Below are 14501 nucleotides of genomic sequence, written 5' to 3' on the forward strand. Positions count from 1 at the left end.
TGGAAAAAAAAACAGCGTGGTCAGTTGAGGCCGAGGTGGGTCCTTCTCGGACCACTCATGCCACCACTGTCAGCGTTTTCACTGGTCAACGGAACGGCCGATGGGCTGGACACCCATCGGCCGATCCGTTGTGTCTAGTCCGCCCTGGCCAACGAGACGCCGAAGCGGCCGAGCTTGTCCGTCCACCAGTCGCTCAGCGCGAAACCGGCGTCGGCGAGTTCCGCCGCGACTCGCTCGGGGCGGAACTTCGCGGACACCTCCGTGCGCATCTCCTCCCCGTCCGCGAAGTCGACGTCGAGGTTCACCGCCGGGATCCGCACCCGCATCGCGCGGGTGGCCCGCAGGCGCATCTCGATCCACTCCTCCCGCTCGTCCCACACGGCAACGTGCTCGAACGCGGCGACGTCGAAGTCGGCGCCCAGCTCGCGGTTGAGCACGTGCAGCACGTTGCGGTTGAACTCCGCGGTCACGCCCCGCGCGTCGTCGTAGGCCCGCACGAGCGTGTCGCGGTCCTTCACGAGGTCCGTGCCGAGCAGCAGCCACTCCCCCGCCCGCAGGTTGTCCCGCAGCGCGGACAGGAACTTCGCGCGCTCGGCGGGCACGAGGTTGCCGATCGTGCCGCCGAGGAACACGACCATGCGCGGCGCGTTGCCCGGGAGCAGCGCCAGGTGCTGGGTGAAGTCACCCACCACCCCGTGCACGGCGGCCTGCGCGTACGCGTCCCGCAGGACCGCCACCGACTGGTCCAGTGCCGCGTCCGACACGTCCAGTGCCACGATCTCGCGCAGCGTCCCGGCGTCCCGCAACGCGTCCAGCAGCAGCCTGGTCTTCTCCGACGAGCCGGACCCCAGCTCCACCAGGGTCCGCGCACCGGTCAGTTCGGCGATCTCACCGGCCCGGTCGGCCAGCACCTCCCGTTCGGCCCGGGTCGGGTAGTACTCCTCGAGGCGGGTGATCTCCTCGAACAGCTCACTTCCCCGCGCGTCGTAGAACCACTTGGGCGGCAACGTCTTCGGCGTCGCCGCCAGGCCCGTCAGCACATCGGACCGCAGACCGCGGACTATGTCGGTCTGCGTCAGATGCACGGTCAGGTCGGTCATGGGTCTCCCAGTCTCGTGATGTCCACAGTGGACGACGTGGCGGTCACGAGGTGCCCGTCGGGTACCTCGCGCCAGCCCGGTTCCTCGTCGTGGGGTTCGGACGCGACCACGACCGCGCCGGGCAGCGCACGCACCCACAACGCGTGCGTCCACGCGGTCCCGACGATGGTCGAGCCGTCGGTCAGCAACAGGTTCAGCCGCGAGCCGGGCGCCGCCTCGGCCACCTCGGTGACCACGGACGCGACCGCCTTCGCCGGCGCCACACCCGCCGACAGCAGCGCCCGCACCAGCGTCCACAACAGCGCGGAGTCGGTCGGCGCGTCCATGAGCAGCAGGTCGGTCACCGGCAGCCGCGACGCGAGCGCCGCGACCGACGACGGCCAGCCACGCACCAGCCCGTTGTGGCTGAACAACCACCGGCCGCTCGTGAACGGCGCACAGGCGGTCTCCACCACCGGCATGCCGACCGTGGCCGAGCGGACCGCCGCGAGCACCCCGCCCGAGGTGATCGAACCGGCCAGCCCGGGCAGTGCCGCGTCCGTCCACATGGCGGCCGGGCGGCGCACCCGGACGGGTTCGGGATCGCCCGTGTACCAGCCGATCCCGTACCCGTCCGCGTTGACGGTGCCGCCGCCGCGCATGTCACGCGGCGCCCACGACTGCCGCAGCAACGAGTGCCGCGGCGTCAGCAGCAGGTCGGCGAGCCGCACGGGCTCGCCGACGTAAGCGAGGTGCCTGCACACGGGTCAGGCCAGCTCCTCGCGGGACGCGTCGCGGGCGCACCGGAACCCGGCGAAGATCTGCCGCCGGATCGGGTAGTCCCAGTTGCGGAACGTCGCCCGGCACGCGGCCGGGTCGGTGCCGAAGGAGCCGCCGCGCAGCATCTTGTAGTCGCTGCCGAAGAACACCTCCGAGTACTCCCGGTACGGGAACGCCTCGAACCCCGGGTAGCCGTGGAAGTCGGTGTCGACCCACTCCCACACGTCCCCGACCAGCTGGTGCACGCCCAACGGCGAGGCACCGGCCGGGTACGCGCCGACCGGCGCGGGCGACAGGTGCCGCTGCCCCAGGTTGGCGTGTTCGGGACCGGGGTCCTCGTCGCCCCACGGGAACCGGCGCGACCGGCCGGTGGCCGGGTCGAAACGGGCCGCCTTCTCCCACTCCGGCTCGGTCGGCAGCCGCTTGCCCGCCCAGGTCGCGTACGCCTGCGCCTCGTGGAAACAGACGTGCACGACCGGCTCGTCCTGCGGGATCGGCTCGATGTGCCCGAACCGGTTCCGCAGCCAGCCCGCGCCGTCGCGCACCCAGAACCTCGGTGCGGTCAGGTCGGCCTTCACCCGGTGGGCCCAGCCCTCCTCGGACCAGAACCTCGGGTCGTCGTACCCGCCCGCCGACATGAACGCGAGGTACTGGGCGTTGGTCACCGGTGCGGTGTCGACGAAGAACGCGTCGACGTGCACGTCGTGCGCGGGACGTTCGTTGTCCAGCGCCCACGCCTCGATGGAGGTGCCCATGGTGAACGGCCCTGCGGGCACCAGGACCTCGTCGGCGGGTAACGGTGCACCCGCCGGTGGCGCGGGCGCGTGCAGCACCGGGGCGCCGGTCCGCAGCTGGTGCGTGGCCAGCATGGTCTCGTCGTGCTGCTGCTCGTGCTGGACGATCATGCCGAACGCGAAGCCGTTCGACTCCAGCCGCCGCCCGTCGAGCGGGCTGCGTTCGAGCACGTCGAACACCTTGTCCCGCACCTCACGCACGTACTCGCGGGCCTCGGCGGGGCCGAGCAGCGGCAGGGAGGGACGGTCGGCACGCGGGTGCTGGAACGCGTCGTAGTAGTTGTCGATGTCCTCGCGGACCGGTTCGCGACCACCCACGTCGCGGACCAGCCACAGTTCCTCCTGGTTGCCGATGTGGGCGAGGTCCCACACCAACGGGGACATCAGCTTGGAGTGCTGCCGGGTGAGGTCGTCGTCGTCGACGGCGTCGGTCAGCGCCACGCTGCGCTCACGGGCGCGGGTCAGCGCGGCGGCCACGCGCGAGCGCAGCGCCTCGGTGCCGATATCGGCCGCGGTCATGCCTTGCTCCTCACGATGAGACGGTCGAGGTCGGCGACGATCGCCGTGGTCAGGTCGGACGGCAGGCCCATGCCGGGCACCGCGGCGGCACCCAGCTCGAGCACGGTCGCCGCCGCGGTGGCGATCGCCTGGTCGGCGAGCCCGTCGCGGGCGGCTGGCAGCCACCGGTCGCCCACCGGCAGGCAGGCGTCGAGCACGGCCTCCACCGTGCGCCGGTCCGACATCAGCGCGGCGAGCAGCGTCGTCGGGGTGACCCAGCCGCTGCCCGGCTGCGCGTCCAGATAACGCACCTCGAGGTACCCGTGCGGGCGCACGGGTGGGAAGAGGGTCGACAGGTGGTAGTCGAGGTCGTCGGTGGTGGGGGCCGTGGGTAAGCCACCCGCCACCCAGTCGGCGAACGTGAGCCCGACCGGCGTGTGCCAGCGTGCGCCCTCCCCGCGCACGCAGAGGACGGGCGTGTCGAGCACGCGGCGGGCCCAGTCGGCGGCCGGGTCCGCGACGATCGCGGACGGGAGCGACCTGGCCGGGTCGGTGCCGAGCACCGCGCGCATCCGTGCCGATGCCCAGCCCGTGGGGCTGCCACCGAGCGTCGGGGAGTTCGCGAACGCGGCGACCAGCACCGGGCCGAGCGCGCTCACCGCCGCCCACCGGTCGGCGACCGTGTCCGCCTCACCGGCGTCCAGGCACACCTGCAGACCGGCGGTGCAGCACATCATGGTGATCCCGTGCGGCCCGATCGACTGGAAGACGTGTTCCATCGCGGTGTAGCGCGGGGTGTCGAGGATTCTCGCGGGCGACCGGTGCGGGTCGACTGCCTTGTCGCCGAGGACCAGGCCCGCGTCGTCGAGGAGTTCGGTGAGGAACGCGAGATCCGTCTGGACCGCGGCGAACAACTCGGCGAGTGATGGTTGAGGTAGGGCGGAGATCTCCACCTGGCCGCCGGGTTCGACGGTGAGCGGAGAGCCGGACGGCAGAGATTCCTGAGGACTGTCGGGGGTCAGGGTGCGTGGGGCGTACGGACCGAGCGCGGCGGCCAGACGACGAGCGTCCAGCGGCCGCCTGGGATTCTCCTCGTGATGGACGATCCACTCGAGTTCGACCCCGTGCAGCTTCGGTGGGCCGTGCTTGAAACAGACCGAGGCAACGTAGGCCTCCGCCTCGACACGATCCCGCAGGCGGCGCCGGTCAGGCCCCGTGACCTGCGGATCTTGGACCGCTGTCACAGCAATCACCTCCGCCAATCGACGCTACACGCGCCCACCGACAATTTCGTGACCGCGAAACGGCGAGCGGGTGCGCGACGATCTGGACAATCGGGAGAAGCCGCGCAGGCGCCCAGAAAGACGTACGTACGGATTGCATCCAGGTGAACGGACTGCCACGATCAGTCAGTGCCACGGGTCAGCCAGGATCACCTCGACGCGCGCCGCCACCAGATCCTCGACGGGGCCCGCGTCTGCTTCGCGCGCTTCGGCTACGAGGGCGCGACCGTGCGGCGTCTGGAGGAGGCGACGGGGCTGTCCCGCGGCGCCATCTTCCACCACTTCCGCGACAAGGAGTCGCTCTTCCTCGCCCTCGCCGAGGACGACGCGTCGCGGATGGCGGACGTGGTCGCGAAGGAGGGCCTCGTCCAGGTCATGCGTGACCTGCTGGCCACGAGGAACGGCGCCGACTGGCTGGGCAGCAGGCTGGAGCTGTCGCGGCGGCTGCGCACCGACCCGGAGTTCCGCGAGCGCTGGGCGGAACGGTCGCGCACCCTCACCACCGCCACCCGCGCCCGCCTGGTCCGCCAGCGCGACGCGGGCAACCTGCGTGACGACGTGGACGTCGACGTGCTCACCGCGTACCTGGAGCTGGTGCTGGAAGGGCTCGTGTCCCACCTCGCCATGGGCCTGCCGGCCGACGACCTGGAACCGGTGCTCGACCTCGTCGAGCAGTCGGTGCGCCGCCGCTCGGCCACGTGAGCGGCGACCGGGCCGGCTACCGGGCGCTCACCAGTGAGGCCGGGTAGACCTGGACGCATGGATCTCCTGGACGCACACGGACAGGCCATGGACGTGTTCCACCGCGCCGTGCACGGGGTCGGCCGGGACGACTGGGGCTCCCCCACCCCGTGCCCCGACTGGTCGGTGCGGGATCTCGTGAACCACCTGGTGGTCGAGCAGATGTGGGTGCCGGACCTGCTCGCCGGGCGCACGGTCGCCGAGCTCGGCGACCGGTTCGACGGCGACCAGCTGGGTGCCGACCCGGTCCGGACGTGGGACGAGTCGAGCAGGGCGGCCCGCGCGGCCTGGCTCGAACCGGGCGCGGCGGAACGATCCGTCCACCTGAGCTACGGCGACGAAACCGCGGCCGAGTACGGCTGGCAGATGACCACCGACCTCGCGGTGCACGGATGGGACCTGGCCACGGCCACCGGCAGGGACGCCGACATCCCCGACGAGCTGGCGGAGGCGCTGCTCGCGTACGTGGAACCGCAGCTCGCGGCGTGGTCCGGGTCGGGCATGTTCGCCGATCCCGTGCCGGTGCCGGGCGACGCGCCCGCCGCGACGCGACTGGTGGGACTGCTCGGACGTCAACCGTAGCGGGCCGCGGCGCTTTACACTGGTCACATCCCGAATGCGGATAGGAGTGACCGTAAACCGTGCCCGACGCACAGTCCCCCAGCGACAGTACCGAGCCGGGAGAACCCGGCTGCCATACGAGACCGGTCCTCGGCGGTGACGCCGGATGACCGGATTACTGCTGCAGGTCCTCGGCGTACTCGCCATCATCGCACTCACCCTCGGCACCGCCGTCTTCGTCGCGGCCGAGTTCTCCCTCACCGCGCTGGAACGCAGCCAGGTGGAACACCAGCTGCGCACGGTCGGCGACGCCCGCGCGAAGCAGGTCCACAAGGCGCACCAGTCGCTGTCGTTCCAGCTCTCCGGCGCCCAGGTCGGCATCACGATCACGACCCTGACCATGGGTTACCTCGCCGAGCCGATCATCGCGGGCTGGATCACCCCGCTCCTGGACGCGCTCGGCGTACCGAGCGGTGCCGCGCTGCCGATCTCGCTGGTGGTGGCGCTGATCATCGCCAACGTCGTGTCGATGCTGTTCGGCGAGCTGGTGCCGAAGAACCTCGCGATCGCGAAGCCGATCGGCACCGCCCGCGCGGTCGCGGGCCTGCAGATCAGGTTCTCGGCGGTACTGCGCTGGTTCATCAACCTGCTCAACGGGGCGGCGAACTGGCTGGTCCGGCGGCTGGGCATCGAACCGGCCGACGAGCTCGCGTCGGCGCGGTCGCCGGAGGAGCTGGGCTCGCTGGTCCGCACGAGCGCCGAGCACGGCACGATCGACCCCGGCACCGCCACGCTGCTGGACCGGTCGCTGCGGTTCGGCGACCGTTCGGCGGAGGAGCTGATGACCCCGCGCGTGCAGGTCGAGTCGCTGCCGACGAGCGCGACCGTGCTCGACCTGATCGAGCTGACGCGCCGGACGGGTGTCTCGCGGTTCCCCGTGCACGAGGGCGACCTCGACGACGTGCGCGGGGTCGTGCACGTCAAGCAGGCGTTCAGCGTGCCGGTCGGGCGACGGGCGACGACCGAGGTCAGCACGCTCATGCAGCCGGTGCAGACGGTGCCGGAGAGCCTCGACGGCGACACGCTGCTCGAGCGGCTGCGTGAGTCCGGGCTGCAGCTCGCGGTGGTCGTGGACGAGTACGGCGGCACAGCCGGACTGGTCACGCTGGAGGACCTGGTCGAGGAGATCGTCGGCGACGTGCGCGACGAGCACGACCGCGGCGAGGTCAACCCGGTGCGCCCGCTGGGCCGCGACAGCTGGATGGTGTCCGGCCTGCTGCGTGACGACGAGCTGGCCGACGCGACCGGGTTCCACATGCCGGAGGGCGACTACGAGACGCTCGCCGGGCTGGTGCTGGAGCGGCTCGGCCGCATCCCCGAGGTCAACGACGAGGTGCGGGTCGACGGCTGGCGGATCACGGTGATGGCCATGGACCGGCACCGGGTCGCGGAGCTGCGCGTCGCGAAGGTGCCCGACACCGAGCCCGCGGAGAACAGGCAGGAGGTGGCCGCCCGATGAATGGACCTCGCGGAGTGAACCATCGGGTGCCGCGGCCGCTCGGAGCCTGCGAGGAGCGGTCATGACCGGTGGCGTCGCGATCCTCGTGGCCGTGTTCCTGTTGCTGCTCAACGCGTTCTTCGTCGGCGCCGAGTTCGCGCTGGTCAGCGCACGACGCGACCGGCTCGAGGCGCTCGCCGAGCGGGGTGTGGACCGGGCGCGGATCGTCATGCGGGCCGCGGAGCACACCTCGATGATGATGGCGGGCGCGCAGCTGGGCATCACGCTGTGCACCATCGGCCTCGGCGCGCTCGGTGAACCCACCGTGGCGCACTACCTCGAGTTCCTGCTCGGGCCGCTGGACCTGCCCGCCGCCGTGCTGCACGCGGTGGCGTTCACGGTCGCGCTGGTGTTCGTGTCGATCCTGCACATCGTGCTGGGCGAGATGGTCACCAAGAACATCGCGATCGCCGCGCCGGAGAAGACCGCGGTGTGGCTGACGCCGGTGCTGGTCGGCTGGGTCCGGTTGATCCGGCCCGTGATCGCGCTGCTCAACGCGACGGCGAACGGCGTGCTGCGGCTGCTGAAGGTCGAGCCGAAGGACGAGATCGAGAGCGCCCACACGCCGGAGGAGCTCGCGAACATGATCGCGGACTCACGGCGGGAGGGCCTGCTCGACCCGGCGGAGCACCGGCGGCTCACGCAGACGCTGTCGTCGGCGGAGCGGACGGTGGGCGACGTGCTGGTGCCGCTGAACGACGTGGAGACCGTGCCGCACCCGCCGACCGTCGGCGACATCGAGGAGGCGGTCAACCGCACCGGTTTCTCCCGCTTCCCGGTCCGGCTGCCGGACGGCAGGCTGAACGGCTACCTGCACGTGAAGGACGTCCTGGACCAGGCGGACCAGGACCCGTCGACGCCGGTGCCGTACCACCGGGTCCGCGGGCTGCCGGAGATCCCGGCCGACTCGCGGCTCGACGAGGCGCTCGCCGCGCTGCGCCGCGCACGCAGCCACGTCGCGAAGGCGGTGGCCGCCGACCGCACGGTGCTCGGCGTGGTGGCGCTGGAGGACCTGGTCGAGGAGTACGTCGGCACGGTGCGGGACGCCACCCACACCGACCCGGAGACGTGATCAGGTGACGTCCCCCGGCTCCGGCCGGGGGACGTTCCTCGTCCGCTGGGTGACCGCGACCGCCCCAATGACCAGCACCGCCGCGCCCGCGGTCGCGGGGCTGATGTGCTCGGACAGCAGCAGCGCCGACCAGACCAGCGTGAGCACCGGCTGCAACAGCTGGAGCTGGGAGATCCGGGCGATGCCGCCGAGCGCGAGCCCTCGGTACCACGCGTAGAACCCGGCGAACATGCTCACCGCGCTCACGTACGCGAGGCCCAGCCACGCGTTCCCGTCCGGCGCGTGCCACGGCTGCGCGGTCAGCAGCGTCACCGGTACCACCACCGGCAGTGCGAGGAGTAGCGCCCACGAGATCACCTGCCAGCCGCCCAGCTCACGGGCCAGCACCCCGCCCTCGGTGTAGCCGAGCGCGGCCAGCCCCACCGCCGCCAGCAGCCACAGGTCGGCGACCCGCACCTGACCGGCGCCCTGCACGACCGCGAACACGAGCACGGTCACCATGCCGAACGCGCACGCCGCCCAGAACGGCCACCTCGGCCGCTCTCCCCCGCGCAGCACGGCGAGCGCCGCGGTGGCCGCGGGCAGCAGTCCGACGAGCACGGCGCTGTGCGCGGACGTGGTGTCCCGCAAGGCGAGTGCACTGCACAGTGGGAAGCCGACCACCACGCCGACGGCGACGAGAACGAGCCGCCGCCACTGGTGCGCGGTCGGCCGGGGCGCACGCGCCACGAGCAGGCACACCGCGCCGAGCAGCGCGGCCGGGATCGCCCGGCCCAGTCCGACGGTGACCGCGCCGAACGCGGGCAGCGCGGCGACCGACGCCGGGAACGTGAGGCTGAACGCGAGGACCCCGACGCTCCCCCAGGCCACGCCCGCGTCGAGTAGCGGAGCGGGCCGCGTGACGGTAGCGCTATCCTTCACTGACATGACCAACGATAGCAGCGTGACCCGGCTGGCTCGCGCGCTGCGCGAGCACGCGGCCACGCTCGCCCCCGGCGACCAGCTGCCGTCGAGCCGGTCGATCGTCGCCGAGTACGGGGTCAGCCCGGTCACCGTCGGCCGGGCGCTGGCCCGGCTCGCGGCCGAGGGCACCGTGGTCACCGAGCCGGGCCGCGGCACGTTCGTCGCGCCGCGGCCGAAGCGGGTGGAGGACGTCGGCTGGCAGACCGTCGCGCTCGGCGACGCCCGCGTCAACACCGCCCACCTCGGCAGGCTCCTGGAGGTGCCGGAACCGGGCACGCTCGTCCTCTCGTCGGGGTACCTGGGCGACGACCTGCAGCCGACCCGCTTCCTCGCCACGGCGGCGGCCCGTGCCGCCCGCAGACCGGGCGCGTGGAGCCGCGTGCCACCGACCGGCCTGCCGGAGCTGCGGGCCGGGTTCGCCGCCACGATCGGCGTTGACGCCGGTGACGTGACGGTGGTGGCGGGCGGCCAGTCCGGGCTGTCGGCCGCGTTCCGCGCGTTGTCCCCGCCCGGCGCGCCCGTGCTGCTGGAAGCGCCGACCTACCTCGGTGCGGTCGCCGCCGCGCAGGCCGCCGACCTGCGGCCGATCCCCGTGCCCGCGGACGCCGACGGGCTGCGGCCGGACCTGCTCGCCGAGGCGTTCGCCCGCACCGGCGCCGCGCTCGTCTACACGCAGCCCACCTTCGCGAACCCGACGGGTGCCGTGCTCGCACCGTCGCGCAGGCTAGAGGTGCTCGACGTCGTCGCGGACGCGGGCGCGTTCCTGGTCGAGGACGACTGGGCCCGACACCTCACACTCGACCGGACCGCGCCACCCCCGCTGCTGCGGGACGACCGCGACGGGCACGTCGTCTACCTGACGTCGCTGACGAAACCGGTCGCGCCCAGCCTGCGGGTCGGCGCGCTGGTCGCCCGCGGTCCGGCGGCGGGCAGGCTCGCCGCCATCCGCCGGGTCGAGGACCTGTTCATCTCCCGGCCGCTGCAGGAGATCGCGGTCGAGCTGTTCGGCTCCCCCGCGTGGCAGCGGCACCTCACCACGCTGCGGGCCGCGCTGCGGGAGCGCAGGGACGCGCTCATGGCCGGGCTGCGCCGTGACCTGCCACGCGTGGAGCTGACACACGTGCCGTCCGGTGGCCTGCACCTGTGGGTGCGGCTGCCCGCCGACGTCGACGAGGTCGACCTGGTGACCCGCGCCCGCAAACGGGACGTGGTGGTCGAACCGGGTCACTCGTACTGGGTCACCGAGCCACCGGGACCGCACCTGCGCCTGACGTACGCGGCCGCGACCCCCGCCGAGCTGACCGAGGCCACGCGCAGACTCGCGCGCGAGATACCGTGAGGGCCGTGAACCGCACGCTCCTCCCGCCCGCCGCATGGCAGGCCCGCCGGGACGCGCACGTCGCGCGGGTGCGGCAGTGGACGGAACCCATGCGGGCACGCCGTTCCCGGGGCGAACGGCACCCGGTGCTCGACTTCCTGTTCACCTACTACTCGCACCGCCCGGCCAAGCTGCTGCGCTGGCACCCCGGGCCGGGGGTGGCGCTGGCCGGGGCCGACGAGTACCTGCGGTGGCCCGCCTACCGGCGCACGGACCACGGCGTGACGCTGGGCCCGTTGCCGGTGGCGCGCCGGTCCTCCGTCGAGTTCGTCCACGCGCTGCTGACGGCGACCGCCGAGCGCAAACCGCACCTCGGCTGCTTCGGGCTGCACGAGTGGGCGATGGTGTACCGGTCCTCGGACGTGCGGCACGAGGACTGGCCGCTGCGGCTGGGCCCCGACGGCACGGACGCCGTCGTCGAGTCGCTTCCCGTGCGGTGCACGCACTTCGACGCGTTCCGGTTCTTCACGCGGGCCGCGCGGCCGCGCAACGCCCTGCAGCCACAGCGATCCGACCAGGTCGAGCTCGAACAGCCGGGCTGCCTGCACGCCGGGATGGACCTAACCAAACCGAGGTTACCCTACAAGCAGCAAGGGGAGACACTGAGACCTCGGAGGTAGGGCCGTGGACGTCGAGTCTATGCAGGCCATAGCGGTTATCCGGCTGAGTCGCATGCGCGACGAGTCGACGAGTCCTGAGCGCCAGCGCGGCACGATCAGCGCGTTTGCAGGGCTTGAACCGGACGCCTTAGACGTCGTCCCGGGAGAACGTGACGCACGGGTGTTCCCCATGATCGGCCGAAACCTCACAATCGTGGGCGAGGCCGCCGACCTCGGGGTTTCTGGCGCAATCGACCCATTCGAGCGTGAATACCTCGGACCGTGGCTGAGCGATTCACCACCGAAACCGTGGAATCTGTTGGTTGCTTGGCGGCTGGACCGGATCAGCCGCTCTGTGTTCGACACACTCCGGTTGCTCGAATGGCTCGAAGCACGGGGAAAGTACCTCGTGACAATCTCCGATGGACTCGACACCCGTACCACGATGGGCAAGGCATTCGTTCAGCTAGCCGCCATCTTTGCGGAGCTTGAACGCAACGTGATCAAAGAGCGCACGGGCGATTCTCGCGCTGAGCTGAAAACCCAAGGCCGTTGGGGTGGTGAGGCCATTCACTACGGCTTGCAGTCCGAGGAAATACCGACAGGCGGCTACAAGCTCGTGCTTGACCCTGTTGGAGTCGAATGGATCAATCAGGCTGCCGACTGGGTACTTGAAGGGAAAAGCGTAGCCGAGGCAACTCGACGGCTTAAGGCTCACAAAGTCCTAGCTCCGCGCGACCGGCAACGCCAGATACGTAAACAGCCACTCAAGGGCGACGAATGGTCAGAGTCCACACTTATGCAGATACTCAGGTCTAAAACTCTCCTCGGCTGGACTGTGACGAATGGCGAGGCTGACTCGACTATCCACAAGTCTCCCCCGATCATGTCGGCCCTGAAATTTCAGCGACTCCAAATGACACTTGACCGGAACGCCAAACCGAAAACTCGACCGGCCAAGTCAGGGTCAGCCCCACTGTCCGGAGTGGTTCTCTGCTGGGAATGCCTTGAACCGCTCTGGCACCGCACACAACACATGCCTGCCGGACGTAGCCGAATGAAGGCCGACAGGACGTATCGCTACTACTACTGCAAGGCAAAAGGCCACACTCGGAGCATTAAGGCTGACGTCTTGGAGGAGTTGTGCGAAAGGTCGTTCATGGCCGCGTATGCCGACGTCGAGGTCACGGAACCGGTAGTGATTCCTGCCAGTGACCACCGCGAGGAGATTGCCGGAGCCGAACTTGCCGTCGAGAACCTTGCCCACCAATTGGCCACGGCGAAATCGGCCACCGTGCGACGAATCATCCAAGAGGAACTAGCAATCTGGGAGGACAAGCTAGCCACGCTCGAATCGCTCCCCACGACTGCCGGTGGTGTCGAGCACGTGCCGACAGGCCGAACGTGGAAACAGGAACTAGACCGGCTCGACGCCGAGGGCAAGCGCGCTTTGTGGCACCGTGTTGGATTCAGGTTCGCTGTCCGTCAGCAAGAGGAATTCACCATGGCTATCCAGCCACCCGCGCTAACCGAGATGTGGGAAGTGCTCAACGACGAACAGAAAGGCGCTGTGCGTAGGTTCTTCCGGGAACACCCGAACGGGTTCGCCATGTCGAGCCTGATTGAGCGGCTGCCAGGCATCCTGCATCTATCCGCCGAGAGCGCTTAGCCTCTCCTCGCATTTCAGCCTCGCTCGTGCACGATCCGGACCAAACCGGGCATGAGCGAGGCTGAGCCGTTCCACGGCCCGTGAGCGTGCCTTTCGGTGGCCCTGCTGGGCGAGTAGCGCGAACGCCTTTCCAGCTTCGTTGTCGGCATGGGCATCGTGGCCTGTCACGAATGGCCGATGAGTGTCCGGGAGGTCGGAGAGGTCTACCCGTGAGTGCGCATCGTCGGCTAGCCCGATGTGCCGGACGACAGAACCCCAATCGCCGGTACTGGCGAACGCTCGCGCTCTTGCCGACTCCGCCGTGAAGTCAACGACCGGGACCACCGAACCGAGCGAATCCAGCAACGTCAGGGCATCGTCGGGACGTCCGGTTGTCGTGTGGTGGTTCGCGAGGTTCACGGCTACCGCAGCGTGCGTAACCGCATCGTCCGCAGCTAGCCCTAGCGCATCGCTGTAGACGCTCACAGCACGCCCTGAGCGGCCCGTGTCGGCAAGAGACCATGCCAACCGATCCACAAGCCTCGCAGCCTGCACAGAGACCAGAGAGCGCGTCTCAGCGGGCATCAGACGTCCGAGGAGATCTCTTGCCCACTCCCACTGAGAGGAAGCCACTCCCACCGATGCCATGCCGCCATGGCGTAGGCCGATGGCAGTCACGACGTCCACGGCTTGCCTGATCAGCTCGACGTCAGCAAGGTCTACCGACCGGCCGGTGAGGTCTATGCGCACGGATAGCGCTTCCTCGTATGCCCTGACGTGCTCCGGGCGGACCGTGCGACGTCCGGTCTCCAGATGACCTAGCAGGGCCTTGGAGTAGTGCGTCCGGGCGGACATCGCGGACAGGCTGACACCAGCGGCCACGCGAGCCGCTCGTAGCGCTGAGCCTGCCTTCACGAACACCCTCCGGACTGTAGACGCCTGTAGACGCGTCAGGTCTATGACCTGGTCAGCCTACGTCCGACGCTTGAACTGTGAATGATCAACCTGAGTGGCTGAACGTCGTGTGCCTTGTCGTCGGCATCGTCATCGTGGCCGTGGTCGGCTACTGGATTGCCGGACGGCTGGACCGGGACCGATCGTGAGCACACCCGATCCACCCACCGTTTACACCACTACCGGAGAGGCTTACTACGTCTGCCCGATCCGGGGTTTCGATTGCTGTCGCATGCTCCGAGGTGACTACGGAGATCAGCTAGCCAAAGACGCAATCGACGTTCACGTATGGATTCATCACCACTGGATATGGCAAGGAGGCAATGCCGCCCGTGTGTAGTCACTGCGGTCTTTGCAGCGGACCACCCTGCATCATTTGGGATCACAATCCCGATGGAGACCCTTGTCCGGAATGCAATCCGGATTCGGTCGGTCATGACTATTCGGGCGGATCGTCCGGAGGGTCATCGGGCGGACTGTGCGCCGTGGTCCTTCTCGTTGGCCTCGCGTACGTGGTCCTGGTAGCGGCGCTGGTCGTTGACGTCTTGAGTGCCTAGCCCGACGGTACCCCCTGGCTCTGCTGTCGGCTGAGA

The 14501-nt window shown here is 70.0% G+C and carries 12 protein-coding genes and 1 pseudogene; 7 read left to right on the forward strand and 6 right to left on the reverse strand.

Features of this window, described 5'->3' with window-relative positions:
• Positions 1-134 precede the first annotated feature (134 nt).
• From egtD to egtA, 4 genes are read right to left on the reverse strand one after another with little or no spacing between them, the layout of a single operon-like run.
• A complete protein-coding gene (egtD, locus tag ACIBVP_RS35090) occupies positions 135-1100 on the reverse strand; it encodes an L-histidine N(alpha)-methyltransferase (protein WP_396110761.1) in 966 nt (321 codons plus the stop codon).
• Positions 1097-1843: an ergothioneine biosynthesis protein EgtC gene (gene egtC / locus ACIBVP_RS35095; RefSeq protein WP_396110762.1), complete on the reverse strand. Its 747-nt coding sequence runs from the start codon at positions 1841-1843 to the stop codon at positions 1097-1099. Before egtC ends, egtD begins: the two co-directional genes overlap by 4 nt.
• 3 nt (positions 1844-1846) lie before the next feature.
• Entirely contained in the window at positions 1847-3172 is a 1326-nt protein-coding gene (gene egtB / locus ACIBVP_RS35100) for an ergothioneine biosynthesis protein EgtB (protein ID WP_396110763.1), read from the reverse strand.
• Positions 3169-4395 (reverse strand): ergothioneine biosynthesis glutamate--cysteine ligase EgtA, encoded by a 1227-nt coding sequence (gene egtA, locus ACIBVP_RS35105; RefSeq protein ID WP_396110764.1) that lies wholly within the window; start codon positions 4393-4395, stop codon positions 3169-3171. Before egtA ends, egtB begins: the two co-directional genes overlap by 4 nt.
• A 168-nt stretch (positions 4396-4563) precedes the next feature.
• Here egtA and ACIBVP_RS35110 point away from each other — a divergent pair, with 168 nt between their 5' ends.
• The 4 genes from ACIBVP_RS35110 to ACIBVP_RS35125 all read left to right on the forward strand — a co-directional run bounded on the left by ACIBVP_RS35110 (position 4564) and on the right by ACIBVP_RS35125 (position 8366).
• The gene (locus tag ACIBVP_RS35110) at positions 4564-5136 is read left to right on the forward strand and encodes a TetR/AcrR family transcriptional regulator (RefSeq protein ID WP_396110765.1); all 573 of its coding nucleotides are present in this window, start codon (positions 4564-4566) and stop codon (positions 5134-5136) included.
• Positions 5137-5193: 57 nt separating this feature from the next.
• Positions 5194-5757, forward strand: a complete 564-nt coding sequence (locus ACIBVP_RS35115) for a TIGR03086 family metal-binding protein (RefSeq protein ID WP_396110766.1) — start codon at positions 5194-5196, stop codon at positions 5755-5757.
• A gap of 145 nt (positions 5758-5902) precedes the next feature.
• Positions 5903-7255 carry a hemolysin family protein gene (locus tag ACIBVP_RS35120; RefSeq protein WP_396110767.1) on the forward strand — a complete coding sequence of 451 codons (1353 nt, stop codon included), beginning with the start codon at positions 5903-5905 and terminating at the stop codon, positions 7253-7255.
• A 61-nt stretch (positions 7256-7316) separates the two neighbouring features.
• Positions 7317-8366: a hemolysin family protein gene (locus ACIBVP_RS35125; protein ID WP_396110768.1), complete on the forward strand. Its 1050-nt coding sequence runs from the start codon at positions 7317-7319 to the stop codon at positions 8364-8366.
• On the opposite strand, the gene ACIBVP_RS35130 is transcribed toward ACIBVP_RS35125, so the two are convergent.
• On the reverse strand, positions 8367-9293 hold the full coding sequence (locus ACIBVP_RS35130; protein WP_396110769.1) for a DMT family transporter: 927 nt from the start codon (positions 9291-9293) through the stop codon (positions 8367-8369).
• On the opposite strand from ACIBVP_RS35130, the gene ACIBVP_RS35135 reads away from it, so the two are divergent.
• From ACIBVP_RS35135 to ACIBVP_RS35145, 3 genes and pseudogenes are all read left to right on the forward strand, one after another.
• On the forward strand, positions 9292-10668 hold the full coding sequence (locus tag ACIBVP_RS35135) for a PLP-dependent aminotransferase family protein (protein WP_396110770.1): 1377 nt from the start codon (positions 9292-9294) through the stop codon (positions 10666-10668). The two genes, ACIBVP_RS35130 and ACIBVP_RS35135, sit on opposite strands and share 2 nt — an antisense overlap.
• A gap of 5 nt (positions 10669-10673) precedes the next feature.
• Positions 10674-11276, forward strand: a pseudogene (locus ACIBVP_RS35140) (3-methyladenine DNA glycosylase); the annotation flags it as partial.
• A 55-nt stretch (positions 11277-11331) separates the two neighbouring features.
• Positions 11332-12975, forward strand: a complete 1644-nt coding sequence (locus ACIBVP_RS35145) for a recombinase family protein (protein ID WP_396110771.1) — start codon at positions 11332-11334, stop codon at positions 12973-12975.
• On the opposite strand, the gene ACIBVP_RS35150 is transcribed toward ACIBVP_RS35145, so the two are convergent.
• On the reverse strand, positions 12955-13875 hold the full coding sequence (locus ACIBVP_RS35150) for a helix-turn-helix domain-containing protein (RefSeq protein WP_396110772.1): 921 nt from the start codon (positions 13873-13875) through the stop codon (positions 12955-12957). The genes ACIBVP_RS35145 and ACIBVP_RS35150 overlap by 21 nt on opposite strands.
• Positions 13876-14501: the final 626 nt, after the last annotated feature.

The organism is Actinophytocola sp. NPDC049390 (assembly GCF_044466355.1).
Lineage (GTDB): Bacteria > Actinomycetota > Actinomycetes > Mycobacteriales > Pseudonocardiaceae > Actinophytocola.

Bases quoted from the DNA above. Each gene is read 5' to 3' on its own strand.
- egtD (WP_396110761.1), bottom strand. From the start codon at position 1,100: ATGACCGACCTGACCGTGCATCTGACGCAGACCGACATAGTCCGCGGT.
- egtB (WP_396110763.1), bottom strand. From the start codon at position 3,172: ATGACCGCGGCCGATATCGGCACCGAGGCGCTGCGCTCGCGCGTGGCC.
- ACIBVP_RS35115 (WP_396110766.1), top strand. From the start codon at position 5,194: ATGGATCTCCTGGACGCACACGGACAGGCCATGGACGTGTTCCACCGC.
- ACIBVP_RS35120 (WP_396110767.1), top strand. From the start codon at position 5,903: ATGACCGGATTACTGCTGCAGGTCCTCGGCGTACTCGCCATCATCGCA.
- ACIBVP_RS35125 (WP_396110768.1), top strand. From the start codon at position 7,317: ATGACCGGTGGCGTCGCGATCCTCGTGGCCGTGTTCCTGTTGCTGCTC.
- ACIBVP_RS35135 (WP_396110770.1), top strand. From the start codon at position 9,292: ATGACCAACGATAGCAGCGTGACCCGGCTGGCTCGCGCGCTGCGCGAG.
- ACIBVP_RS35130 (WP_396110769.1), bottom strand. From the start codon at position 9,293: ATGTCAGTGAAGGATAGCGCTACCGTCACGCGGCCCGCTCCGCTACTC.